20 protein-coding genes are annotated in these 21848 nt (G+C 65.5%); 8 read left to right on the top strand and 12 right to left on the bottom strand.

Translation table 11 applies throughout. The features are described 5' to 3' along the window. Window positions 1-37: 37 nt before the first annotated feature. A complete protein-coding gene (locus H3H45_RS14805; RefSeq protein WP_182834501.1) occupies window positions 38-1675 on the top strand; it encodes a methyl-accepting chemotaxis protein in 1638 nt (545 codons plus the stop codon). Between the two features lie 106 nt (window positions 1676-1781). Here H3H45_RS14805 and H3H45_RS14800 read toward each other — a convergent pair whose 3' ends face one another. From H3H45_RS14800 to H3H45_RS14780, 5 genes are all read right to left on the bottom strand, one after another. Continuing rightward, the gene (locus H3H45_RS14800; protein WP_182834500.1) at window positions 1782-2816 is read right to left on the bottom strand and encodes an AraC family transcriptional regulator; all 1035 of its coding nucleotides are present in this window, start codon (window positions 2814-2816) and stop codon (window positions 1782-1784) included. Between the two features lie 217 nt (window positions 2817-3033). Next, window positions 3034-3645 (bottom strand): hypothetical protein, encoded by a 612-nt coding sequence (locus H3H45_RS14795; protein WP_182834499.1) that lies wholly within the window; start codon window positions 3643-3645, stop codon window positions 3034-3036. Between the two features lie 3 nt (window positions 3646-3648). After that, window positions 3649-5112: an aspartate aminotransferase family protein gene (locus tag H3H45_RS14790; protein ID WP_182834560.1), complete on the bottom strand. Its 1464-nt coding sequence runs from the start codon at window positions 5110-5112 to the stop codon at window positions 3649-3651. A gap of 27 nt (window positions 5113-5139) precedes the next feature. Further along, window positions 5140-5769 carry a class II aldolase/adducin family protein gene (locus H3H45_RS14785; RefSeq protein WP_182834498.1) on the bottom strand — a complete coding sequence of 210 codons (630 nt, stop codon included), beginning with the start codon at window positions 5767-5769 and terminating at the stop codon, window positions 5140-5142. Further along, the gene (locus tag H3H45_RS14780; RefSeq protein ID WP_182834497.1) at window positions 5766-7355 is read right to left on the bottom strand and encodes a xylulokinase; all 1590 of its coding nucleotides are present in this window, start codon (window positions 7353-7355) and stop codon (window positions 5766-5768) included. The genes H3H45_RS14785 and H3H45_RS14780 overlap by 4 nt, the downstream gene beginning before the upstream one ends. A gap of 269 nt (window positions 7356-7624) precedes the next feature. Here H3H45_RS14780 and H3H45_RS14775 point away from each other — a divergent pair, with 269 nt between their 5' ends. The 6 genes from H3H45_RS14775 (at window position 7625) to H3H45_RS14750 (ending at window position 15804) form a co-directional block, all read left to right on the top strand. Continuing rightward, window positions 7625-8251 carry a TetR/AcrR family transcriptional regulator gene (locus H3H45_RS14775; protein WP_182834496.1) on the top strand — a complete coding sequence of 209 codons (627 nt, stop codon included), beginning with the start codon at window positions 7625-7627 and terminating at the stop codon, window positions 8249-8251. A gap of 108 nt (window positions 8252-8359) precedes the next feature. Then, the gene (locus H3H45_RS14770; RefSeq protein WP_182834495.1) at window positions 8360-10141 is read left to right on the top strand and encodes a DUF1302 domain-containing protein; all 1782 of its coding nucleotides are present in this window, start codon (window positions 8360-8362) and stop codon (window positions 10139-10141) included. A 14-nt stretch (window positions 10142-10155) separates the two neighbouring features. Next, window positions 10156-11520, top strand: a complete 1365-nt coding sequence (locus H3H45_RS14765; protein ID WP_182834494.1) for a DUF1329 domain-containing protein — start codon at window positions 10156-10158, stop codon at window positions 11518-11520. A gap of 308 nt (window positions 11521-11828) precedes the next feature. Then, window positions 11829-13814: a neutral/alkaline ceramidase gene (locus tag H3H45_RS14760; RefSeq protein ID WP_182834493.1), complete on the top strand. Its 1986-nt coding sequence runs from the start codon at window positions 11829-11831 to the stop codon at window positions 13812-13814. 166 nt (window positions 13815-13980) lie between these two features. Continuing rightward, the gene (locus H3H45_RS14755; RefSeq protein WP_182834559.1) at window positions 13981-14865 is read left to right on the top strand and encodes a sugar nucleotide-binding protein; all 885 of its coding nucleotides are present in this window, start codon (window positions 13981-13983) and stop codon (window positions 14863-14865) included. A gap of 6 nt (window positions 14866-14871) precedes the next feature. Next, complete coding sequence (locus H3H45_RS14750) at window positions 14872-15804, top strand: NAD-dependent epimerase/dehydratase family protein (protein WP_182834492.1); 933 nt, start codon at window positions 14872-14874, stop codon at window positions 15802-15804. A 108-nt stretch (window positions 15805-15912) separates the two neighbouring features. On the opposite strand, the gene H3H45_RS14745 is transcribed toward H3H45_RS14750, so the two are convergent. The 5 genes from H3H45_RS14745 to H3H45_RS14725 all read right to left on the bottom strand — a co-directional run bounded on the left by H3H45_RS14745 (window position 15913) and on the right by H3H45_RS14725 (window position 20000). Then, complete coding sequence (locus H3H45_RS14745) at window positions 15913-16608, bottom strand: OmpW/AlkL family protein (RefSeq protein WP_182834491.1); 696 nt, start codon at window positions 16606-16608, stop codon at window positions 15913-15915. Window positions 16609-16744: 136 nt separating this feature from the next. Continuing rightward, entirely contained in the window at window positions 16745-17275 is a 531-nt protein-coding gene (locus H3H45_RS14740; RefSeq protein ID WP_182834490.1) for a DUF3299 domain-containing protein, read from the bottom strand. An 8-nt stretch (window positions 17276-17283) separates the two neighbouring features. Further along, a complete protein-coding gene (locus H3H45_RS14735) occupies window positions 17284-18546 on the bottom strand; it encodes an ABC transporter permease (protein ID WP_182834489.1) in 1263 nt (420 codons plus the stop codon). Window position 18547: 1 nt separating this feature from the next. Continuing rightward, window positions 18548-19255 (bottom strand): ATP-binding cassette domain-containing protein, encoded by a 708-nt coding sequence (locus H3H45_RS14730; RefSeq protein ID WP_182834558.1) that lies wholly within the window; start codon window positions 19253-19255, stop codon window positions 18548-18550. Between the two features lie 139 nt (window positions 19256-19394). After that, window positions 19395-20000, bottom strand: a complete 606-nt coding sequence (locus H3H45_RS14725; protein WP_182834488.1) for a DUF2796 domain-containing protein — start codon at window positions 19998-20000, stop codon at window positions 19395-19397. Between the two features lie 126 nt (window positions 20001-20126). On the opposite strand from H3H45_RS14725, the gene H3H45_RS14720 reads away from it, so the two are divergent. After that, window positions 20127-20474, top strand: a complete 348-nt coding sequence (locus H3H45_RS14720; protein WP_182834487.1) for a hypothetical protein — start codon at window positions 20127-20129, stop codon at window positions 20472-20474. Here H3H45_RS14720 and H3H45_RS14715 read toward each other — a convergent pair whose 3' ends face one another. Continuing rightward, window positions 20475-20912, bottom strand: coding sequence for an acyl-CoA thioesterase (locus tag H3H45_RS14715; RefSeq protein WP_182834486.1), 438 nt, complete (start codon window positions 20910-20912; stop codon window positions 20475-20477). 1 nt (window position 20913) lies between these two features. Continuing rightward, the gene (gene trxA / locus H3H45_RS14710) at window positions 20914-21786 is read right to left on the bottom strand and encodes a thioredoxin (RefSeq protein ID WP_182834485.1); all 873 of its coding nucleotides are present in this window, start codon (window positions 21784-21786) and stop codon (window positions 20914-20916) included. Window positions 21787-21848 lie beyond the last annotated feature (62 nt).

Raw genomic sequence — 21848 nt, 5'->3', positions numbered from 1 at the left:
GTTGGCGTCAATATTCAATTTCGTCACGGAGTTAACCATGCATACCCCCATGAGCATCGCCCTACGCCTCAGTCTGGGGTTTGGTTTGATTCTGTCGCTGATGCTGCTGATCAGTCTGATTGGTGTGCAGCGTGTCGGCTTCATCGACGGCAGCCTGACCGAAGTCAGCGAGGATGCCGCCCTCAAGCAGCGCTATGCGATCAACTTCCGCGGCAGCGTGCATGACCGCGCCATTGCCATTCGCGATGCGGTGCTGGTGGATGACGCCGTGGCCCTGCAGCGGCACCTGCTGGAGATCGAGCGGCTGGCCAGCTTCTATGCCGAATCCGCTACGCCGATGCGTCAGCTGGTCAGCAGCAAGGGCGCCTCAGCGGAAGAAAAACGCCTGCTGGAGCAGATCAACCAGATCGAGCAGAGCACCCTGGCGCTGACGGCCAGCCTGATCAGCGAGCGGCAGAACGGCGCGCGCGACAGTGCCGTGCGCCTGCTCCTCGATCAGGTATCGCCGGCCTACAGCGAGTGGCTCAAGCGCATCAATGCCTTCATCGATTTCCAGGAGGGCATCGTCAATCAGAAAGTCAGCGCCGTACGTGAGGCCGCCGAAGGCTTCAAATGGCTGATTTTGCTGGCGACCCTGGCCAGCGTGGTGCTCAGTGTGATCGTCTCGTTGCTGATTATTCGCCAGCTGAAATCCACCCTGGGCGCCGAGCCTTATCAGGTTGCCGAAGCCATTCGTGATCTGGCCGCCGGCAAGTTGCTGCAACAACTCAACACCCGTTACCCGCACAGCGTGATGGGTATTCTGCAAACCAGCCTGGGCAATCTGGCGCAGACCATCGTCCAGGTGCGCAGCGCTGCCGAGCAACTGGCGACCGCGGCCGCCACCCTGCAACTGAATGCCGACAACAACCAGCAGCAGATTCGTCTGCAGTCGGATGAGGCGCAGCAGATGGCGGCGGCGGTCAACCAGATGGCCGCCACCGTCAGTGAGGTGGCCAGCTATGCCGCCACCGCCGCAGCGGCCACCCGCAGTGCCGACAGCGAAGCGGATCAGGGTAACCGCCTGGTCAAAGACAGCGCCGGCGGCATCCAGCACCTGGCGCAGACCCTGGAAAATGCCGCCACCACCGTGCAGCAGGTGTCCCATGACAGCGCCGGTATCGAGACCATCATCGAAGTGATCAACTCGATCGCCGAGCAGACCAACCTGTTGGCGCTCAACGCTGCAATCGAGGCTGCCCGTGCCGGCGAACATGGCCGTGGCTTTGCCGTGGTGGCCGATGAAGTGCGCTCGCTGGCCAGTCGTACCCAGGAATCCACCCGCGAAATTCGCGAGATGATCGGCAAGCTGCAGGACGGTGCCAGCAAGGCCGCCACCGTGATGCACGCCAGTCGTGAACTGGCCCGCCAGACCGTGGAGCAGACCAGCCAGGCCGAAAGCGCGCTGGGCAAGATCCGTCAAGAGGTCGGCTCGATCAACAGCATGAACGCGCAGATCGCCAGCGCCTCGGAACAGCAGAGTCTGGCCGCCGAAGAGGTCAGCCAGAACATCAGCCGCATCCATGAAGCCACCCGGCAGACTGCCGCCGGCTCAGAGGTGATGGCCGGTGCCAGTCGTGAGCTGGCGGGATTAGCCAGCCAACTGACCAATCGAGTGAGCTTCTTCCACGTCTAATCCAGGTGCCTCGGTGCGCATGGATAACTGCGTAGCCCGGATGCAATCCGGGAGGCAGGCGGCTCCGCCCCCCCGGATTGCATCCGGGCTACGTTGGTGGGCGGTGTCAGGCGGGGTGGATCTGCCGGCGGGCTTCGCGCGGGGCCACGCCGGTCCAGCGTTTGAAGGCGCGGCGGAAGTTGCGCACGTCGCTGAAGCCGGTTTCGCTGGCCACGTCGATCAGCCGGCTGTCGCGGTGGCTGAGCAGGGCCAGGGCCTTGGCCCGGCGCAACGAGTCGATGATGCCGTGGTAGGACAGCCCGGCCTCGTCGATGCGCCGGCGCAGGGTGCGCTCGCCGAGGTTGAGCTGCTGTGCCAGCTCGGCCAGTTGCGGTGGGCGGCAAAGGTTCTTGCGCACTTCGCGCTGGATGGTTTCGATCAGGTCGGAGCTGCCTTGCTGCTCCCAGCGGGCGCTGTCGAGCAGGCTGGCGATCTCGGCGGCGACGTAGTCGTCGCGAGTTGGCAGCGGCAGTTGCAGCCAGCGTGCGTCGAAGGCGATCAGGCTGTGCCCGGCGCCGAACTTGACCGGACAGCGGAAGATTTCCGCATAGCGCTGCCAGTGTGGCGGGCGCGGGTATTCCAGTTCGATGCGGTCGATGGTCAGATCCTCGCCGGACAGGTGACGGACGATGGCCTGGGCGCTGGCGAAGGCCTCTTCGAGGTAGAACACCGCCACTTCCGGGTCGAAGAAGCGCGTGCTGGCGAACACCAGGCAGCGCCCGCCGCGCAACTCCATTTCGTAGTCGAGCAGGGCGCCGGTGTGGCGCTGGTAGCGGATGGCAAGGTCCAGCGCCTCACCCAGGGTCGGGCTGGCGAGCATGGCCATGCCCACCAGGCCCCAGGACACGGCCGTCTGCCGATGCCCCACCGCCAGGCCCAGGCCGCTGTCGTCGAGGGTCTGCAGGGCGCGGCGCACCAGCAGGTAGCTCTGCCGGTAGGACAGGCGATAGTCGGGCTTCTTCAGATCGTCCGGCTCGAAGCCCAGGCCACGGCAGAGCTGGGCCGGATCGCGGCCGAGGGTGGCGACGTGCTGCAGGAGGAAGCGCGAAATCTGCGGCGGTGCGGAGGCCTCGGAATAGCGCGGGTCGGCGATGGGTTTCATGGGCACGCTCCGGCAGGAGGTCGTTATCTGGCGTCGAGCGCCTGGTTCTTGTTGTTATGGCGCGGGCATCAAGACCCGCTAGGTGTGCATAGTTAGCATGGGCTGGCAGCAGGGCGCCAGTCGCCGCTTTTCGTAGGAGCCAGCTTGCTGGCGATCAGTGCCCCGAGAGGACGTATCGCCAGCAAGCTGGCTCTTACAAGAGCGGTTGCCGCCCGACTCAATACGCCCCCAGCTCTGCCGATGCCTGCCCGGCGGCGTGCTGGGTGGCAGCGTTGGCTTGGTCCTTGAGCAAGCGCCGGCCGGCGATCAGGCGCACCCACCACGGTACTTTTTTCACCCGCCCGCCACCGAGGCGCGCCAGCACGTAGGCCATGGCGCATTTCTCGAACAGCTCGGCGTTGAACAACATACGGTTGCGGGTGACGCCGATGGCCAGCAGGTGGCCGTCGACCAGTCCGGCGTTGCCACCGGAGGCCAGCACGCCAGGCAATCGCGCGGCCGTGGCCGGTGCCCAGGAACGGCCGATATGCCGTGCCTGCTCGTCGAATACCGCGGGCATGGCCTCGCCCAGATCGCCCAGTTGCAGGCTCCAGCGCGGGCTCAGAGTGGCCACCGCGCCGGCATCGCCGCGCAGCCGGTAGACCTCGGCGTGCAGGGCTGCCAGGCCTGTGGCGGTCTGGTTCAGTTCGACTTCGCGCGGCTCCTCGCGAGCCAGCAGCAGGAGCATGCGCCCAGTGCCCGGCAGCAGCAGCGACAGGCTGTCGCCTGCATCATTGAGAAAGCCCTTGGCGCGCATTCGCGCGCCGGCGTGCAGCAGTTCGTCGTGCATGGCTCAGACCAGGCCGAAGACATCGTCGAAGCGATTGAGCGCCTCGTCGATGATCGCGTCGCTGTCGGCGGCGCTGGTGTACATGCGGCTGCCGGCCAGGGTCACCAGGCCGTGAGCCATGTAGGCGGCGCCCATCTCTTCCATCATGTGTTTGCGCGGGTTGACCTCGCGCAGCAGCTGGATCGGGTTGCGCACATTGAGCAGCAGCACGCCGGAGGTCTGCAGATGCACCACCGAGCCCTGGTTGTAGACCACGTAGGGCAGGCCGCGGCGCTCGATGATCTGCGCCAGGCCGGCGGTCAGGCGGTCGCCGGCACGCCCGGCGAGGAAGGGTGCGTTGCGTTTCTCCATCTCGATCAGGCTGTAGTAACCGGCCACGCAGGACAGCGGGTTGGCGGTCAGGGTGCCGCCGACGAAGGCGCGCTTGGTCTGCTTGCCGCCGATGCCACCAGCCAGCAGCATCATCACCTCGCGCCGCCCGCCGATGCCGCCGGCCATCGGGTAGCCGCCGGTCAGACACTTGCCGAAGATGGTCAGGTCCGGCAGCACGTTGAAGTAACCCTGGGCGCCGGACAGACCGACGCGAAAGCCGCTGACCACTTCGTCGAAGATCAGCAGCGCGCCGAACTCGTCGCACAGTTTGCGCAGGTTGGCGTTGAACTCCTTGTGCGCCGGGCGGGTGCCGCTTTCCGGGCCGAGCGGCTCGACGATGATCGCCGCGGTGCCGCCGCGCAGGCGGTTGAGTTGCAGGCGCCGGCGGATCGCCGCGAGGTCGTTGGGGAAGCTTTCCTGAGTGTGCGACGTGGCGCCGCGCGGGATGCCGATGGCCTCGCGCCGGCCGGTGCCGGGGATGCGCATGCCGTACACCAGCTGGTCGCTCCAGCCGTGGTAGGCGCCGCCGATCTTGATCACCCATTTCTTGCCGGTGTAGGCGCGGGCCAGGCGGATGGCGCCCATCACCGATTCGGTGCCGGAGGCGAGCATGCGGAACATTTCCACCGAGGGCACGTGACGGCAGACCAGCTCGGCCAGCTTGTATTCGTACTCGTGCAGCAGGCCGGTGACCGGGCCGCACTCGCGCAGGGTTTCGATGACCTTCTCCTGGACCAGCGGGTCGTTGCTGCCGAGCAGGGTCGGCCCGCCGGCCTGGAGGAAGTCGATGTAGCGGTTGCCGTCGACGTCTTCCAGGTGCGCGCCCTGGGCACTTTTCATCGCCAGGGGGAAGGGGTAGTTGAACGCCAGGTTGTGCTGGATGCCGCCGGGGATCACCGTCGCGGCCTGTTCGGCGAGGCGTTTGGAGGACTGGCATTTTTGCTCGAAGTAGCCGAGCACTTTGTCCATATTCTCGCGGCGGATCGGCCGGATCGGCTGCTTGATCAGCGCCTTTAGGCGCGCGTCGATGGCGTCGGTATCCGGCCAGGCGGAGATGCCGGAGTGTTGCGGATCGGGCTGGGTGGAGGCGTTCATCGCGGGTTCTCTTCTCATGATCCGGGTCTAGGAATTCAGGGCGGCCAGCGCTTGCTGGAACTGGCGGTTGGCGGGCTGGGCGGCCAGCGCGCGCTGGAACCAGCGCACCGCTTCCTGCTCCAGCAGTTGCACCACGCGGCAGGCGTCGTCGAGGCTAGCGCCCAGGCACACCGCGCCGTGGTTGCGCATCAGGTAGGCATTCAGGTCGAAGCGCACGCGCTTGCCGACATTGCTCGCCAGCCAACCGGTGCCGGAGGGGGCGTAGGCGCACACCGGCACGTCGCCGCCAATCAGCCGGCGCGCGTGCTCGTCGCTGATCGGCAACGGCCGGTCGAGCAGGGTGAAGGCGCTGGCCACTGGCTGGTGGGTGTGTACGCTGGCCCGGCAGTCCGGGCGAGCCTTGAACATGCACGCATGCAGGCCGCTTTCCACCGAGGGCTTGCCGTGGCCGGCGAGTTGCTTGAGGTCGCTCAGGCGCAGCACGCAGATATCGTCCGGGGCCATGGCGTAGTAGTCGCTGGCCGAAGGGGTGACGGCAAAGTGCTCGGCGTCGATGCGCAGCGCCAGGTTGCCTCCGACGCCGGCGAGGAAGCCCTGATCGGCCAGCGCCACGGCGGTGCGCACCACCTGTTCGCAGGCCTGCTGTGTGAGGTTCATGGCTTGGCTCCGTGCAGGCGGGCGTAGAACGGCGCCAGCGCCTTGTGCGCAGCGCGGAAGGTGGCGTAGCTGTCGTGATAACGCTGGCGATTGCTGGTGCCCGGCTCGAAGCTGCGGCGCAGGGCTACCCGCTGCGGGATATCGGTAAACGTCATGGCGCCGATGCCGACCCCGGCGAGGAAGGCGGCGCCGCGGGCGTTGGCCTGGATCGGTTGTTCTGGCTGGTGCACGGTGATGCCCAGCACGTCGGCGAAGATCTGGCTCCACACATCGGACTGGCCACCACCGCCGACTAGGGTGATCTCGCGTGCCGGTTGGCCGAGAAAGCCTTCGACCGCGTCCATCATCCAGCGCGTGTTCAGCGCCACGCCTTCGAGGAAGGCGCGCACCATGTCTTCGCGGGCATGCTCCAGGCTCAGGTTGAGCAGGCCGGCGCGCAGGTTGCCGTCGTCCACCGGGCTGCGCTCGCCCATCAGCCAGGGCAGGTAGAGCAGGCCGCGGGCACCGGCCGGTACGCCGGCGGCGATCTCGTCGAGGATGCGGTACACATCCGGGCGCGCTTCGTCCTGCAGCAGGGCGTCCTTGGCGTAGAGGATGCGGTCGCGCAGGAAGCTCAGGTTGGCCCCGGCGGCGGACTGCATGACCATCATCAGGTAGCGGTCGGGCAGGGCGCAGGGCACGGCGGCGATCTGCTTGAACAGGTCGGTTTTCTTCTGCGCCACATGGGCGCCGATCCACGACGAGGTGCCGACGTACAGGTGCAGGGCGTTGTCCGCCACCGCGCCGGAGCCGAGGGCTGAGGCGCTGTTATCTACCGCGCCGGCCACCACCGGCACACCGGCAGGCAGGCCGAGGCGTTCGGCCACCAGCGGGCGCAGCGGGCCGAGCACGTCGCTGCAGCGCACCAGTTCTGGCAACTGGTCGCGCTGCAGGCCGGCCAGTTTGAGCAGGTCGTCGTCGTAGTGGATGTTGGCCGGGTCGCGGTTGTCGGTGATCCAGGTGGTCAGTGCCGAATCGACGGTGGCCACAGTGCGCCCAGTCAGGCGCAGGTTCATGAAGTCGAGGACGTTGAGGAATTTGGCGGTGCGCGCATACAGCTCGGGCATCGCCTCGCGGATGAAGGCGATATGGCCGAACGGGTCCTTGCCGGACAGCGCCGGTGCGCCGCCGGTCAGGCGCAGCCAGCGCCAGAGTTTCAGCGGGTCGTAGCCGGCCACGCGCGGCAGACGCCCACTTACCTGGCGCTGCACGGCGGCCTGGCCGCGCATGTCCATGTACAGCATGGCGCGGGCCAGCGGCTTGCCGTCGCGGTCCACCGGCAGGGTGGCTTCACCCTGGCAGGAGCAGGCGATGGCCGCGACCTTGGCAGCGCTGCCGGGATTGTCGTGCAGCACTTCGATGGTGCTATCGAGAAAGGCCTGCCACCAGTCTTCCGGGCATTGCTCGACGCCGGCACCGGGCAGCACATGGCTGGTCACGGCGCGAAAGGCGAAGGCGCGCACCCGGCCATCGAGGCCGACCAGGGCGGTCTTGCAGCCGGAGCTGCCGAGATCCACGGCCAGTACCAGGCGTTCGTCGTGACTCACTGTTTCACCTCAGAACCTGTCTACGATCTTTTGATCGTCGGCCATGCTGCGTTGAAATTGGGCTCGGGCTGCTCATTTACAGCTCGTAAACTCCGCGCCCTCGCCCGATTTCGCCTTGCCTTGCTCTAGCTCAAAAAATCGTAAACAGGTTCTTAACACCATCGGCCTCTTCCCATTTTATGAGAGTCACGCTAAAACATAAGCATTGCTCATGTTTCGAGAATGCTGTGGCCAATAAAACTTTGTCAAGCGCCCCACCGACCCCGCGAGTGCGTCGTGAACCCAAGCAGGAGCGTAGCCAGGCGCGCTTCGAGGCGATCCTCGCGGTGGCCTTGGAACTTATCGCCGCGCGCGGCTACGAGGCTGTGTCGATGCGCGAAATCGCCCGCGAGGCCGGCCTGCCGATCGCCTCGCTGTACCTGTACTTCCCGACCAAGCTGGCCATCGTCCAGGAGGTCTGGCAGCGCTACACCGGCAGCGTCGGCGAGCGCCTGCAGGCCGACCTGGCGCTGCTCGATGGCGCGCCGGACAGTGCGGCGGCGGGGGCGCTGATCGAACGGTTGATCGACCTGATGGTGGATATCCAGGTCAGCCATCCCGGCTTCGTCGAGGTCTGGGGCTGCGTGGCGGCGTCACCGGAGCTGCGCGCGTTGAACAGTGCCGACACCCTGGCCACTGCCGAGCTGGTCGGCCGTGCCATCTGCGCCGCCCAGCCGGCAGCCGATGCCGAGCTGGTGCATGGCCTGGCGCTGGTGCTGTGCGAGGCCGGTAGCTCGGTGACCAAGTTGGCCCTGGAGCTGCCCGAGCCGCAGCGCTCGCGCACCCTGGCGCAGCTGAAAAAGACCCTGCAGTTCGTCTACGCCAGCAGCCTGCAGGCCTTTGCCCGGCAAGTGTGAAGAAGAGGTTTCAGGGGCCCCTTCGGCACCGTTTTTTGTCCGCTTCGGCCCCATGGAGGTTTTTGCAACTCGGCTAGTTTCGTCACATCACCACTAGGGGACAGCAGCATGTCGCATAACAAGAGCAAGATGGCGCTGGCAGTCGGGATAGGGATCTGGGGGATACAGGCCCACGCCTTCGAGATCGATACCGGGCCGAATGTCACCACCTCGCTGGAAAGCGTGGCCGAGTACACCTCGGTGTACCGCACCACCGGCCCCGAGCGCATCTACAGCAACGGGCAGAACATCTTTGCCAACAACAACGATGGCAGCGAGTACTACGACCGTGGCTTCGTCTCCAACGAGTTCAAGCTGACCTCGGAGCTGCACGTGCGCACCGAGCAGGACGGCCTGTTCGTCCGCGGTACCGCCTGGTACGACACCCAGATCATGGACAACGACCCCAGTGGCGATGGCTTCGCCACGCACAACACCGACAGTGACGAGCGTTACCCCTCCGACCTGGAGAACCGTGCCGGCCACCGTTCGCGCCTGCTCGACGCTTACCTCTACACCAACCGCTACATCGGCGAGATGCCGGCCAGCCTGCGGCTCGGGCGCCAGGTGATCAACTGGGGCGAGGGCATCTACTACGCCGACGGGATCAACGTGATCAACCCGGTGGACATCGGCCGGGTGGTGTTGCCCAACGCCAGTCTCAAGGACGCCCTGCTGCCGACCAACATGATCTCCGGTCAGCTCGGCCTGACCGACGCACTCAGCGTCGAGGCCTTCTATGGCCTGGAGTGGAAAGGCCACGAACTGATCCCCACCGGCGCCTTCCTCAACAACCAGGACTACTTCGGCAAGGGCAGCAACGGCGTGCTGGTCGACTTGCGCAACGACCTGGGCGACCTGGCCGAGCTGGTGCCGGGGCTGAATGGCGAGAACGGCATAGTCGCCGGCGCCCGCTATGGCGAGGAGCACGACGCTCGCGACGACGGCCAGTTCGGCGTGGCTCTGCGCTACCTGGTCGAGGAGTGGAACAACACCGAGTTCAGCCTGTATTACCTCAACTACCACAGCAAGGTGCCGTTCCTGAGCATCCAGAAGGGCCAGTCGTTTGCCTGTAGCAACGGCACGGCTGGGCAGTTCAGCGGCTTGTGCGGCTTTGGCCTCGACTCGACTGTCGACGGCCTGGCCCTGCTCGACAGCACTTACTACGACTTCATCTACCCCGAGGACATCCGCCTGTTCGGCCTCAGCGTGTCCGGCACCATCGGCGACACCAGCGTGGCCGGCGAGCTGGCCTACCGGCCCAACGCGCCGCTGGAGCCCTCGATGATCTATGAGCTGGAGCAGCTAGGCAGTGGTGCTTTGGAGGGGAATGGTGCCAGCGGCGGCAGCATCGACCTGGGCGAATTCGGCGACGGCTCGGCCAACGATTCGCGCAGCACTATCGACCTGTACAAGCGCCACGAGCTGTATACCGGCTCGGTTTCGGCCATCCACGCCTTCGGCCCGGTGCTGGGCCTGGATGACCTGATCGTGCTCGGCGAGGCCGCGTTCAACCATGTGCCGGGCAGCCTGCTCGATGCGGTCAACTACGAATACCTGGACTCCTTTGCCTGGGGCTACACGCTGAACGTCTCCGGGCTGATCCAGGACGTGCGCCCCAACCTCGATCTGCTGCCGGGCCTGACCTTCCGCCAGGACGTCTCCGGCACCTCACCGTCGCTCAACGAGAACTTCATCCAGGGGCGCAAGTCGGCAACCCTCGAACTGGGCGGCAAGTACGGCCAGAAACTGGCCGGCAAGCTCGCCTACACCTCGTTCTGGGGCGCGCGCAAAGACAACGCGCTGATCGATCGCGACCACGTCGCCCTCAACGTCACCTACTCCTTCTGACGGCAGGAACCACAATGACTAGAAATGCTTTGCGTGCCCGTTCCGTCCTGCTTTCGCTGGGTCTGCTGCTGCCATTGGCGGCCCAGGCCAAGGTCAGCGCCGAGCAGGCGGCGCAGCTGGATGGCCCCCTCACGCCCTTTGGCGCCGAGCGCCAGGGCGACGCGGCCAAGGGTATCCCCGAGTGGACCGGTGGCCTGACCCAGGCACCGGCCGGCTACGCCGGGCCGGGCAGTTTCCATGTCGATCCGTTTGCCGGTGAGCAGCCGCTGCGGGTGATCGATGCGCAGAACATGGCGGCCGACGAGGGCAACCTCAGCCCAGGGGTCAAGGCGCTGCTGAAGACCTATGCGCAGACCTTCAAGGTGCCGGTCTATCCCAGTCACCGCAGTTTTGCCGCGCCGCCGGATATCTATGCCAACACCCGCAAGAACGCCGAGCAGGCCAGTCTCGGCGACGGCGGTAATGGTCTGGTGAATGCCTATGCCGGCGTGCCGTTCCCGATCCCGGCGGATGGCCGCGAGGCGATCTGGAACCACATCGCCCGCTGGCAGGGCCGCTATATCGACGAGGTGGCGGTTACCGCCCAGGTCACGCCCAGCGGCAGCTACTCGATCCTGCGTGAACGCATCCAGCTGCTGTCCAGCTACTACAACCCGAACAAGGATGCCGGCAGCCTGGACAACAAGCTCTATACCTACGCCAGCGAGCTGTTGCCGCCTTCGCGCGATGCCGGCCGTGCGCTGCTGGTGCATGAGCCCATCGACCAGGTCGCCGAGGCGCGCTCGGCGTGGATCTACAACCCCGGCCAGCGCCGCGTGCGGCGTGCGCCGACCCTGGCCTATGACACGCCGATCGACGGCATCTACGCCGACGACACCGACATGTACAACGGCGCCACCGACCGTTACGACTGGAAGCTGCTCGGCAAGCAGGCGCTGCTGGTGCCCTACCACAACTACGCCATGGAGCAGCCGGGGCGCAAGCTGGAGGAGCTGATCCAGCCGGGCCACCTCAACCCCGACCTGACCCGCTGGGAAATGCACCGCGTGTGGGTGGTCGAAGCGACCTTGCGCCCTGGCCAGCGCCATGTGCACGCCAAGCGCCGCTTCTATCTGGATGAGGACAGCTGGTACGCCCTGATGGTGGAGAACCACGACGCCCGCGGCGAGCTGTGGCACGTCAACCTGGCCTTCAGCAAGAACGCCTACGAGGTGCCGACCATCGCCCCGGTCAACCTGGTGTTTCACGACCTGATCGCGCGCAGCTACTCGGCCCTGGGCCTGCGCAACAACGAGAAGGCACCGCGCCAGTTCCTCCTGGCGGCGCCGCCGGAAAGCTACTTCACCCCGGCCAGCCTGCGCCGCAAAGGTACGCAGTAGCTTTTCTTGGGGGAGAGGGCTTGGCCAACACCCCTCTCCCCAACCCTCTCCCGTGAACGGGAGAGGGGGCAAAGGCGATCCGCACCTGACGCTACACGTCGCCGTGGTGCTGAAAAAAAGATCGTAAAAAGCTTCTGAACGAGATTTCCAACTTGGTGGTTCAAGCTTGCGGCCCTGCCGCAGGGCGGAGCTTTGTCCGCCGCAAGCCGAGCCGACTGAGAAACCCACCGGCTGAGTTCAAGCCACCCGTTTGCAGTCTTGCAAGAGCGTTTCGCTCAAGGTGCTGAATCATGATGACAAGAAGGAGAATGCCCCGGTTATTCCTCGCGGCCTGCTGTGCCCTGTTGCCCGCATGGGCGCAGGCGTACAGCGACAACTACCTGGTTGGCGTCGGCAAGTACGACGTCACCGGCGCGGCTGCCGAGGTCGGCATGATGGGCTATGCCGACCCCGCGCAGAAAAGCAGCGGCATCCACAACCGCCAGTATGCGCGCGCCTACATTGTCGCCGAGCCTGGCGCGGACAAGGCCGTGGTGTTCGTCAATGTGGATGCCGGCGCGCTGTTCCAGTCGGTCAACCAGGCAGTCGTCGAACGCCTCAAGGCGCGTTTCGGCGAGCGCTACAACGAGGGTAACGTGGTGCTCAGCGCCACCCATACCCATGGCGCGGCGGGCGGTCAGTCGCACTATGCGCTGTACAACGTGACCATCTTCGGCTTCATCAAGGAGAACTTCGAGGCTCAGGTCAACGGCATCGTCGCGGCCATCGCCGAGGCCCACGCCAATCTGCAGCCCGGGCATGTGCTGATCAATCGCGGCGAGCTGCACAACGCCAGCATCAACCGCTCGCAGCCGGCCTACGACAACAATCCTGCGGCCGAACGCCAGCGCTACGGCAGCTCGGTGGACCCGGACATGCTGATCCTGCGTCTGCGTCAGGGCACGCGGGATGTCGGCATGATCAGCTGGTTTGGTGTGCATCCGACTTCAATGAGCAAGAGCAATACCCTGCTCACCAGCGACAACAAGGGACGCGCCGAGTGGCGCTTCGAGGAACTGGTCAAGGCGGCCGGCAACCCGGATTTCATCGCCGCGTTCGCCCAGAGCAACCATGCCGATACCACGCCCAACCTCAACCTGGATGGCACCGGGCCGACCAGTGATCAGTTGCGCAATACCGAGATCATCGGTGACCGCCAGTTCGACAAGGCGCTGCAGCTGTATCTCGATGCCAGCGTGCAACTCACCGGCAGCGTGGATTTCCGCCACCAGTACAACGACTTCTCGAAGATCAGCGTGCGCCCCGAGTTCACCGGCGGCCAGCCGCAGAAAACCTGCAACGCCGCACTCGGCTACGCCTTCGCGGCGGGCACCGAGGATGGCCGCGGCCTGGAGGATGTCGACGAAGGCACGCTGGAAACCAATCCGCTGCTCAATCTGATCACCCAGACGATCACCCCGCCGACCGAGGCGGACAAGGCCTGCCACGCACCCAAGCCGATCATCCTGCAGCAGAGCGCGTTCAAACCCTACCCCTGGAGCCCGGAAGTGCTGCCGACCTCGATCCTCAAGATCGGCCAGTTCGCCATGCTCGCGGTGCCGGGCGAGTTCACCGTGATGTCTGGTCGGCGTTTGCGCGAGACGGTGCGCCAGGCTCTTGGTGATACCCAGCAACTGGTAGTGGCAGGTATGTCCAATGCCTACGCGGGCTATGTCACCACCGCCGAGGAGTACGACAAGCAGCACTACGAGGGTGGCTCCACCCACTTCGGCCGATGGACCCTGGCCGCCTACCAGCAGGTGTTCCACGGCCTGGCCCTGGCCCTGCGCGACCAGCAGGCGGTGATCAGCAGCCTGACGCCACGTGATCTGCGCAACGACCAGAGCAACTTCGTCACCGGCGTGGTCTACGACAACCCACCGCTGGGCAAGCGCTTCGGCCAGCTGATCAGCGATGCCCAGGCCCAGTACCGCGTCGGGCAGACGGCGCAGGCGGCGTTCTGGACCGGCCACCCACGCAACAACCTGCGCACCGAAGGCACCTTCCTCGAAGTGCAGCGCAAGGTGGCCGGAAGTTGGCAGACGGTGGCCCGCGACAATGACTGGAGCACCGAGTACCACTGGCTGCGTAAGGACGGTTTCTGGGGCACCTCGCAGGCTACCCTGCGCTGGACCATTCCGCAGGGCACCCCGCCCGGCGAGTACCGCCTGGTGCATTACGGTGACAGCAAGGCGCCGGTAACCGGGCGTATCTCCAGCTTCTCCGGGGCCAGCCGCAGCTTCCTGGTGCAATAACAGCGGCGCCGCGGCAGGGCAGCAACGGCTCTGTCGCGGTCTTCCATGGCCTCCGTCACGCCGTAACGCAGTTTGCGGGTGACGACCCCGGGTAAAACCCGCAAAATACCGCCAGTCTGGCTGCTTGCAGCCTGTTCCTTTCGTGACTGGAGTAACCCGCACCACCATGCGCATGCGCCTGATGCTGCTGGGCGGCGGCAATGCCCTGGGGCAGGCGCTGATCCGCCTGGGGGCCGAGGAAGATATTGGCTTTCTTGCCCCACGCCCACCCGAGGGTGGCTGGGATGTCGCCAGCCTCACCCAACTGCTCGATGACACGCGCCCCGATGCGCTGATCAATCTCGCCTACTACTTCGACTGGTTCCAGGCGGAGACGGTTGACGAGGCGCGCTTCAGTCAGCAGGAGCGGGCGCTCGAACGCCTCGCCGAGCTCTGTCAGCACCACAATATCGTCCTCCTGCAACCGTCCAGCTACCGGGTCTTCGATGGCTCGCGGGCCACGGCCTACAGCGAGAAGGACGAGCCGGTGCCGCTGGGCATTCGTGGCCAGGCCCTGCGCCGTATCGAACAGAACGTGCGCGCCACCTGTCCGCGGCATGTGCTGCTGCGCTTCGGCTGGCTGCTGGATGACAGCGCCGATGGCCTGCTCGGGCGCTTCCTGCGCCGTGCCGAACTGGAGCAGCAACTGCTGATGGCCGATGACCGGCGCGGCAATCCGACCCTGGTCGACGATGCCGCGCGGGTGATCATCGCCGTGCTCAAGCAGCTCGATTGCCAGTTTCCGCTGTGGGGCACCTATCACTACGGCGGCCACGAGGCGACCACGCCGCTGGCCCTGGGTCAGGCAATCATCAGCGAGGCGCGCCCACTGCATAAACTGCAGGTACTGGAAGTCAGCCCGCAAGCCCACGCCGCGCGGGTGGATGCCGCCGACGAGCCGCAGCACGCAGTGCTGGCCTGCAAGAAGATCCTCAATACCTTCGGCATCAAGCCGCGCGCCTGGCGGGCCGGCCTGCCGGCCCTGCTCGATCGCTACTACCGACACAGTTGAGAGCGCATGCCTGATTCCCTGATCCTGGTCACCGGTGGCGCCGGCTTTATCGGCTCGCACCTGACCGATGCCCTGCTCGCCGCCGGCCACCGCGTGCGTGTGCTGGACAACTTTTCTACCGGCCAGCGCAGCAACCTGGCGCTGGATAATCCACGGCTGGAAGTGCTGCAGGGCGATGTCGCCGATGCCGCGCTGATGCGCCGCGCGGTGGTCGGCTGTCAGGCCGTCGCTCACCTGGCCGCGGTGGCCTCGGTGCAGGCCTCGGTGGACGATCCGGTGGGCACCCACCAGAGCAACTTCATCGGCACCCTCAACCTCTGCGAAGCCATGCGCGAAGCGGGCGTACGCCGTGTGGTCTACGCCTCCAGCGCGGCTGTCTACGGCAACAATGGCGAAGGTGTGGCGGTGGGCGAAGACACGCCCAAGGCGCCGCTCACCCCCTACGCCGTGGACAAGCTGGCCAGCGAGTTCTACCTGGACTTCTACCAGCGCCAACATGGCCTGGAACCGGCGATCTTCCGCTTCTTCAATATCTTCGGCCCGCGCCAGGATCCGTCCTCGCCCTATTCAGGGGTGATCAGCATCTTCACCGAACGCGCCCTGGCCGGGAAACCGATCTGCGTGTTCGGCGATGGTGAGCAGACCCGCGACTTCTTCTATGTTGCCGACCTGGTGCCGCTGCTGGTGCAGGCGTTGACTCAGGCGCAGGTGGCGAGCGGTGCGGTGAACGTCGGGCATAACCAGTCGATCAGCCTCAACCAGCTGCTCGCAGCGATTGGTGATGTGCTCGGCCGCCTACCGGCAGTGACCCATGCCGAGGCCCGTGCCGGCGATATTCGCCATTCGCGGGCGGACAACAGTCTGCTGCGCGAGCGCTTCCAGCTGGCCCCGGCGACGCCGTTGCAGGATGGTCTGGCGCAGTTGCTCGGTCGCGCGTAGGGCGGGTGAAACCCGCGAATGGGCAACGCGGGTTTCACCCGCCCTACGCCTGCACGCAAAAAGAAACCCCGCATTGCGGGGTTTCTTTTTATTGCGGCTAACAGGTTCTTAGAACTTGTAGCCCAGGCCGATCATATACACGAACGGATCGACGTCGACGTCCACTTCCACTTTGCCGAGGGCGTTGTGATCGACGGTCGCAGTGGTGTCGATGTCGAGGTAGCGCACCTGGGCGTTGAGCAGCAGGTTGTCGTTGAGCATGTAGTCCATGCCCACCTGGTAAGCCAGGCCCCACGAGTCGTCCAGTTCCAGGTTGCTGAAACCGTTGGTTTCCTGGCGGCTGCTCAGGTCTTCGTCGAAGAAGATGGTGTAGTTGATGCCCAGGCCGACATAGGGCTGGAAGGCGGATTTGCTGTCCAGCGGGTAGTACACGGCGCTCAGGGTCGGCGGCAGATGCTTGATGTCGCCGAAGCTGCCATCGATGGTGCCGGCCGGTGTGCCCAGCGCGGCATCGACGCCTTTCACGCCTACCTGGTGACTGAACGGGGTGGCGGCCAGCAGCTCGATACCGATGTTGTTGGTGATCATGTAGGCGAAGTTCAGGCCCAGCTGGGTGTCGCTGTCCAGGGTGGCCTTGGTGCCGGCTACGTCAGCGCCGCCGACTTGCAGCTCGCTGCTGTCTTCCTGCGGGTCAACGGTGGCGGCGCCAGCGCGCACGATGATGTCACCGGCTTCGAAGGCCTGGGCCAGCGGCGCGGCAACGGCGAGGGCGAGAAGGGATGCGGTCAGCAGGGACTTGCGCATGGGGTGCTCCAATCAGATAGGTAATGTGTTGGCTGAGTGAATTGTCAGCCAACCTGATGGGGGCACTTCTTGACTTGGCTCAATAGGCGGGGGTGTTGTTGAGCGGTTGGGGTGCGTCAATCTGGCACACCCTAGATCACATTTCGTATGGATAGATCTTCTCGGCCTGCATCTGGTAGCCGGCTTCGGCCAGCTCGCTGCTGATCTGGCCTACCTTGAGCGGGCCTTCGATCCAGAATGGCTGGTACAGCGCATCCATCAGCACGCCCAGTTCGCTGGTGACATGCACGATCTGGTTGGAGGGTGGCGGCGGCACGTGGATGCAGGCGCCGAAGTAGGGCACCAGGAGGAACTCGGTGACGCGGCCTTCCTCGGTCACATCCAGCGGCACGATGTAGCCCGGCAGTTTCACCTGCTGGCCGTCGAGCGCCTTGACCACCGGCGCCGCCGGCGACTGTTGCGCGGCGGCAGGGCCGCTTTCCGCGGCAAGGGCGTCGGCCAGTTGCGAGAGGTCGTGCATCGGCGCCGCCGGCTGGGCAGTCTGGGGCGGCGCGTCGGCCGGCACCATCTCGCTCCAGGTCAGCTCGCGCAGTTCGGCGGCCATGGGCGCGGCGCTCCACAGTGCGGTGGTGCAGGACAACAGCAGCGCAAACAACAGGCGACGCATGGGCAACCTCATAGACGTATCGACAGGCCATCGGCCAGAGACTGCCGATAGGCGCGCCAGGCCGGCACGCTGCCCATCAGCAGGGCGGCGCCCAGAATAGCGCCGAGCAGGCGCCACTCATAGCCGCTGGGCAGGTTGAGTGGCAGGAACAGGCCGTACTGCGCCTGCACATAACCCTGGCTGGCGGCGATACCGAGATACAGCAGGGCCAGCCCCAGCGCGACGCCGGCCAGGGCCAGTGCGAAGGCTTCCAGTACCAGCAAACCGGCGATATGCCAGGGACGCGCGCCCACCGAGCGGAGGATGGCCATCTCCCGGCGGCGTTCGTTGAGGCTGGTGAGGATGGCTGTGAGCATGCCGATCAGCCCGGTTAGCACGACGAACAGCGAGACCACGAACAGCGCCTTCTCGGCCACGCCCATCAGGCTCCACAGCTCCTGCAGGGCAACACCGGGAAGGATCGCCTGCAGCGGCTCGCCGCGGTATTCGTTGACCTGGCGCTGCACAGTGAAAGTGGCGATCTTGCTTTTCAGACCCAGCAGCACGGCAGTTATCGCCTTGGGTTGCAGGTGCATTTCACGGGCCTGCTCGGCCGAGACCTTGCCCGCGCCACGCGCCGGCACGCCGTTTTGCCAGTCGACATGCAGCGCTTCCATGCCGCTCAGGGAAATATGCAGGGTGCGGTCCACCGGCGTGCCGGTGCGGGCGAGGATGCCGACCACGCGGAACGGCTTGTCGTCGTGCTGGGTCAGGCTGACCGTGCTGACGCCGTGGGCCAGGACGATCTGGTCGCCCAGTTTGTAGTGCAGCGCCTGCGCCACTTCGGCGCCGAGCACCACTTCGAACAGGTCATTGAAGGGTTTGCCTTCGCTCAGCTGCAGCGGCTGGCCGCGGCCGTAGTGGTAGTGCGTGAAGTAGCCGGTGTCGGTGCCGAGCACCCGGTAGCCGCGGTGCGAGTCGCCCAGCGACAGCGGGATCGCCCACTTCACCTGCGGGTGTTTGGCCAGGGTCTCGAAGCTGTCCCAGCGGATATTGTTGGTGGCGTTGCCGATGCGGAACACCGAGTACAGCAGCAGGTTCACGCTGCCAGAACGGGCGCCGACTATCAGGTCGGTGCCGCTGATGGTGCTGGCGAAACTGGCGCGCGCCTCGCTGCGCACCCGTTCGACGGCGAGCAGCAGGCACACCGACAGGGCGATGGCGAACACCGTGAGCAGGGCGGTGAAGCGGCGGTTGTTGAGGCTGGCCAGGGCGATGCGGATCAGGTGCATATTAGGCTTCCTGCGGGCGCGCGGCGCGGTTCAGCTCGGCCAGCGACAGGGCGCGGTCGAACAGTGGGGCCAGGCTCTGGTCATGGCTGACGAACAGCAGGCTGGCGCCGGCTTCGCGGCATTCATTGAACAGCAGGGAGAGGAAGGCCTCGCGCGCATCGGCATCCAAGGCCGAGGTCGGCTCGTCGGCGATCACCAGTTCCGGTTGGCCGATCAGCGCGCGGGCGGCGGCGACGCGTTGCTGCTGGCCGATCGACAGCGAGTCGGCACGCCGCGACAGCAGTTCGGCCTTCAGCCCCAGGTGTTCGAGTAACGCCGTGGCAGCTGCAGCGACACTGCCGTGGCGCTGGCTGGCGCGGGCGGCGCGGGACTTGGAGAAGCGGCAGGGCAGCTCGACGTTCTCGCGCACCGAGAGGAACGGCAGCAGGTTGAACTGCTGGAAGATATAGCCGGTGTGGTCGACGCGGAAGCGATCACGGGCGCCCGAAGACAGTCGCGCAAGGTCGTGGCCGAGCAGCTTCACGCTGCCACGTCCGGGCAGTTGCACGCCACCGAGCAGGCCGAGCAGGGTGGTCTTGCCGCTGCCGCTGGGACCCTTGAGGAAAAGGCTCTCGCCGCGCTGCAGGGTGAAACCGGGAATATCCAGCAACTCCGCCTGGCCGGGCCAGGCGAAGCCGAGGTCGTTGAGTTCGATCAGTGGGTCGGACATGGTCGGGCCAATCGCGGACAAGGTGGACAGCATAGGGAGTTTGCTGCGGCAGGTGTAGACCGCGAAACGTAGGGTGCACCATGCGCACCAGGGGGCTGTGCGTGGCATGCGGTGCGCGCGGCGCAACCTACGGGATTAATCAGAAGGTCAGGCGCGTATTGCCCGGACTGAGCTGCGCACCCTGCTGGCCGCTGGGGCCGATCAGCTGCACGTCGAGTTTTTCGGTGCCGGGGAAGCTACCGAAGAAGCTGCCCAGCTCCAGGGTTTGCAAAGCAGCGGGCGTGGCGCAGTCGAACTGGTAGTGGGCGCTGATATCGCTATGGCCCTGTTCCTCGCCAGGTTCGTGAGCGGCATGCTCGTCGTGCTCGTGCTCGTGCTCGTGCTCGTGCTCATCTGCGTGTGCGGCGAACAGAGCGCCCTGCAGTTCATGCTGCTTGAGGGTGCACTTGGCTTCGATGGGCAAGGCAAACAGCGCCTGGGGTTGTTCCAATTGCTGGCGGACGGCGGCGACCTTGGCCTGATCCGCCGCGCTGCTGGCGGCGTGCTCGAAACCGACCAGGTTCATCGCCGGACTTTCCAGTTGGATTTCCAGGGTGCTGCCGTCCAGCGCCACATTCAGGCTGGCCACGCCGTGTTCATGCTTGTCGAGGCTGCCGTGTTCGGTATGGTCGTGCTCATGGCTCTGAGCGTTTGCAAGTGCCAGCGGCAGCAGGGCGAAGGGCAGGGCGAGCAGCAGATGGCGCATGTGGAGGCTCCGGAAAGGATAAATTTGTAGTTATGTTATAACAAGTTTTGGTTGAGATTGGCCAGCTCCGTTTGGCGCGCTCGCGGCGCCATGGCAGCATGCCCGCCATTCAGTGAGGAATTGACGATGCTGCGAATCAAGGGGCGAATCGGCGAGTGGCCGGTGGATCTGTCGGTGGAAATGGATCAGGAGGACTGGGCGCAACTGGCGGCGCTGCTGCCTCGCGACAGCGCCATAGCGCCGGTACCTGAACCGGTGGCTGCTGTGGCAAAGGCTCAGGACGGCCTGTGGCAGGCCGCGCAGGACTTGCTGCAGCGCGCCGGCAGCCTGGATGGCCCGCAACTGCTGACCGAGCTGACGGCCCTGGCAGGCAGTGCCGCGGCGGGCAAGCGCCTGCTGGTGCGCCTGCGCCATTGCTCGCAGGTGCAAATAGAAAGCGGCGCCGAAGCGCCGCTATATCGCTGGGTTGGCTGATCAGCCGGCCTGGTTGATCAATACGCTTGGCGCGCCGCGTTCCAGCTGCGCGCGCAGGTCGGCGGGGATGGCGATTTTGCCGAAGCTCTGCGCGTCGACCATCACATAGGTAACTTCGCTGCGCGCCACCAGGCGCTGCTCGGCCTGCTGGATGATCTCTACCAGCAGGCTGTACGAGGTGGTGCCCAGGCGCAGGGTCTGCACCTGGATGGCCAGTACGTCATCGAAGCGCGCCGGCGAGCTCCAGTCGGTGGTCATGCGCACCACCTGGCTGTCCAGGCCCCGGTCGAGCAGGTACTGATAGCTGCCAAACAGAGCGCGGTAGAACTCGGTGGCGGCTACGTCGATGTAGTCGCCATAGCGCGCGTTGAACACCACCTGCTGGGCATCGCACTCGCCGTAGCGTACGCGCAGCAATAGCTGGAATGGCGTGCTCATCTCAATAAATGGCCTGGTACAGCTTGCGCCGGTATAGGGTCACCAGCGGGTGGTCGTTGCCGAGCAGGTCGAATACCTGCAGCAGGGTCTTGTGAGCGATGCCCTCGGCATAGCTGCGGTTACGCACGAACAGTTTGAGCAGGCCGTCCAGGGCCGCCTCGTACTGCTGGCGCGCCAGTTGCTGGATAGCCAGCTGGTAGGTGGCCTCGTCGTCGTTGCTGTCCTGGGCCAGGCGGGCTTTCAGGTCGGCGCTGTCCGGAAGGTCGGCGGCCTGGCGCAGGAAGGTCAACTGCGCCTTGGCGCCGGCCAGGGCCTGCTTGTGTTCATCGCCTTTCACCGCATTCAGCACTGCCTCGGCTTCGCCCAGCTCACCGCGTTCAGCTAGGCAGCGCGCATAGAGGATCAGCGCGGCGGCATTTTCGTTGTTCTCGGTGAGGACCTGCTTGAGCAGGCTCTCGGCCTCGCCGATGCGGCCTTCGGCGAACAGCGCCTGCGCCGTTTCCATGGGGTCGGCGGCTTCCGGCGCCGGTTCGGCGACATGCGGCTTGAGCATCTCGCGGATCGCCGATTCCGGTTGCGCTCCAGCAAAGCCGTCAACCGGTTGGCCATCCTTGAACAGCACTACGGTGGGCAGGCTGCGGATGCCGAAGCGGGCGACGATGTCCTGCTCGATGTCGCAGTTGACCTTGGCCAGTAGCAGTTCGCCGCGGTATTCCTCGGTGATCTTCGCCAGCAGTGGCATCAGCGCCTTGCACGGCGCGCACCACTCGGCCCAGAAGTCCACCAGCACGGGCTTGTGGAAGGAGTTCTCGATCACCAGCTGTTCGAAGCTGGCGGCGCCGGAAATGTCGAAGATGTAGGAGGTATCGCTCATGGAAGAATCTCGGGAAGGCGAAAGGCTGCAACTATAAATGCGGGCGTGTTGGCACGGATACA

This window comes from Aquipseudomonas guryensis, assembly GCF_014164785.1.
GTDB lineage: Bacteria > Pseudomonadota > Gammaproteobacteria > Pseudomonadales > Pseudomonadaceae > Aquipseudomonas > Aquipseudomonas guryensis.
Note: the sequence above shows the minus strand (reverse complement) of the source record. Positions and strands in the feature narration are given on the sequence as shown.

Bases quoted from the DNA above. Each gene is read 5' to 3' on its own strand.
- H3H45_RS14805 (WP_182834501.1), top strand. From the start codon at position 38: ATGCATACCCCCATGAGCATCGCCCTACGCCTCAGTCTGGGGTTTGGT.
- H3H45_RS14800 (WP_182834500.1), bottom strand. From the start codon at position 2,816: ATGAAACCCATCGCCGACCCGCGCTATTCCGAGGCCTCCGCACCGCCG.
- H3H45_RS14795 (WP_182834499.1), bottom strand. From the start codon at position 3,645: ATGCACGACGAACTGCTGCACGCCGGCGCGCGAATGCGCGCCAAGGGC.
- H3H45_RS14790 (WP_182834560.1), bottom strand. From the start codon at position 5,112: ATGAACGCCTCCACCCAGCCCGATCCGCAACACTCCGGCATCTCCGCC.
- H3H45_RS14785 (WP_182834498.1), bottom strand. From the start codon at position 5,769: ATGAACCTCACACAGCAGGCCTGCGAACAGGTGGTGCGCACCGCCGTG.
- H3H45_RS14770 (WP_182834495.1), top strand. From the start codon at position 8,360: ATGTCGCATAACAAGAGCAAGATGGCGCTGGCAGTCGGGATAGGGATC.
- H3H45_RS14765 (WP_182834494.1), top strand. From the start codon at position 10,156: ATGACTAGAAATGCTTTGCGTGCCCGTTCCGTCCTGCTTTCGCTGGGT.
- H3H45_RS14760 (WP_182834493.1), top strand. From the start codon at position 11,829: ATGCCCCGGTTATTCCTCGCGGCCTGCTGTGCCCTGTTGCCCGCATGG.
- H3H45_RS14755 (WP_182834559.1), top strand. From the start codon at position 13,981: ATGCGCATGCGCCTGATGCTGCTGGGCGGCGGCAATGCCCTGGGGCAG.
- H3H45_RS14750 (WP_182834492.1), top strand. From the start codon at position 14,872: ATGCCTGATTCCCTGATCCTGGTCACCGGTGGCGCCGGCTTTATCGGC.
- H3H45_RS14745 (WP_182834491.1), bottom strand. From the start codon at position 16,608: ATGCGCAAGTCCCTGCTGACCGCATCCCTTCTCGCCCTCGCCGTTGCC.
- H3H45_RS14740 (WP_182834490.1), bottom strand. From the start codon at position 17,275: ATGCGTCGCCTGTTGTTTGCGCTGCTGTTGTCCTGCACCACCGCACTG.
- H3H45_RS14735 (WP_182834489.1), bottom strand. From the start codon at position 18,546: ATGCACCTGATCCGCATCGCCCTGGCCAGCCTCAACAACCGCCGCTTC.
- H3H45_RS14730 (WP_182834558.1), bottom strand. From the start codon at position 19,255: ATGTCCGACCCACTGATCGAACTCAACGACCTCGGCTTCGCCTGGCCC.
- H3H45_RS14725 (WP_182834488.1), bottom strand. From the start codon at position 20,000: ATGCGCCATCTGCTGCTCGCCCTGCCCTTCGCCCTGCTGCCGCTGGCA.
- H3H45_RS14720 (WP_182834487.1), top strand. From the start codon at position 20,127: ATGCTGCGAATCAAGGGGCGAATCGGCGAGTGGCCGGTGGATCTGTCG.
- H3H45_RS14715 (WP_182834486.1), bottom strand. From the start codon at position 20,912: ATGAGCACGCCATTCCAGCTATTGCTGCGCGTACGCTACGGCGAGTGC.
- trxA (WP_182834485.1), bottom strand. From the start codon at position 21,786: ATGAGCGATACCTCCTACATCTTCGACATTTCCGGCGCCGCCAGCTTC.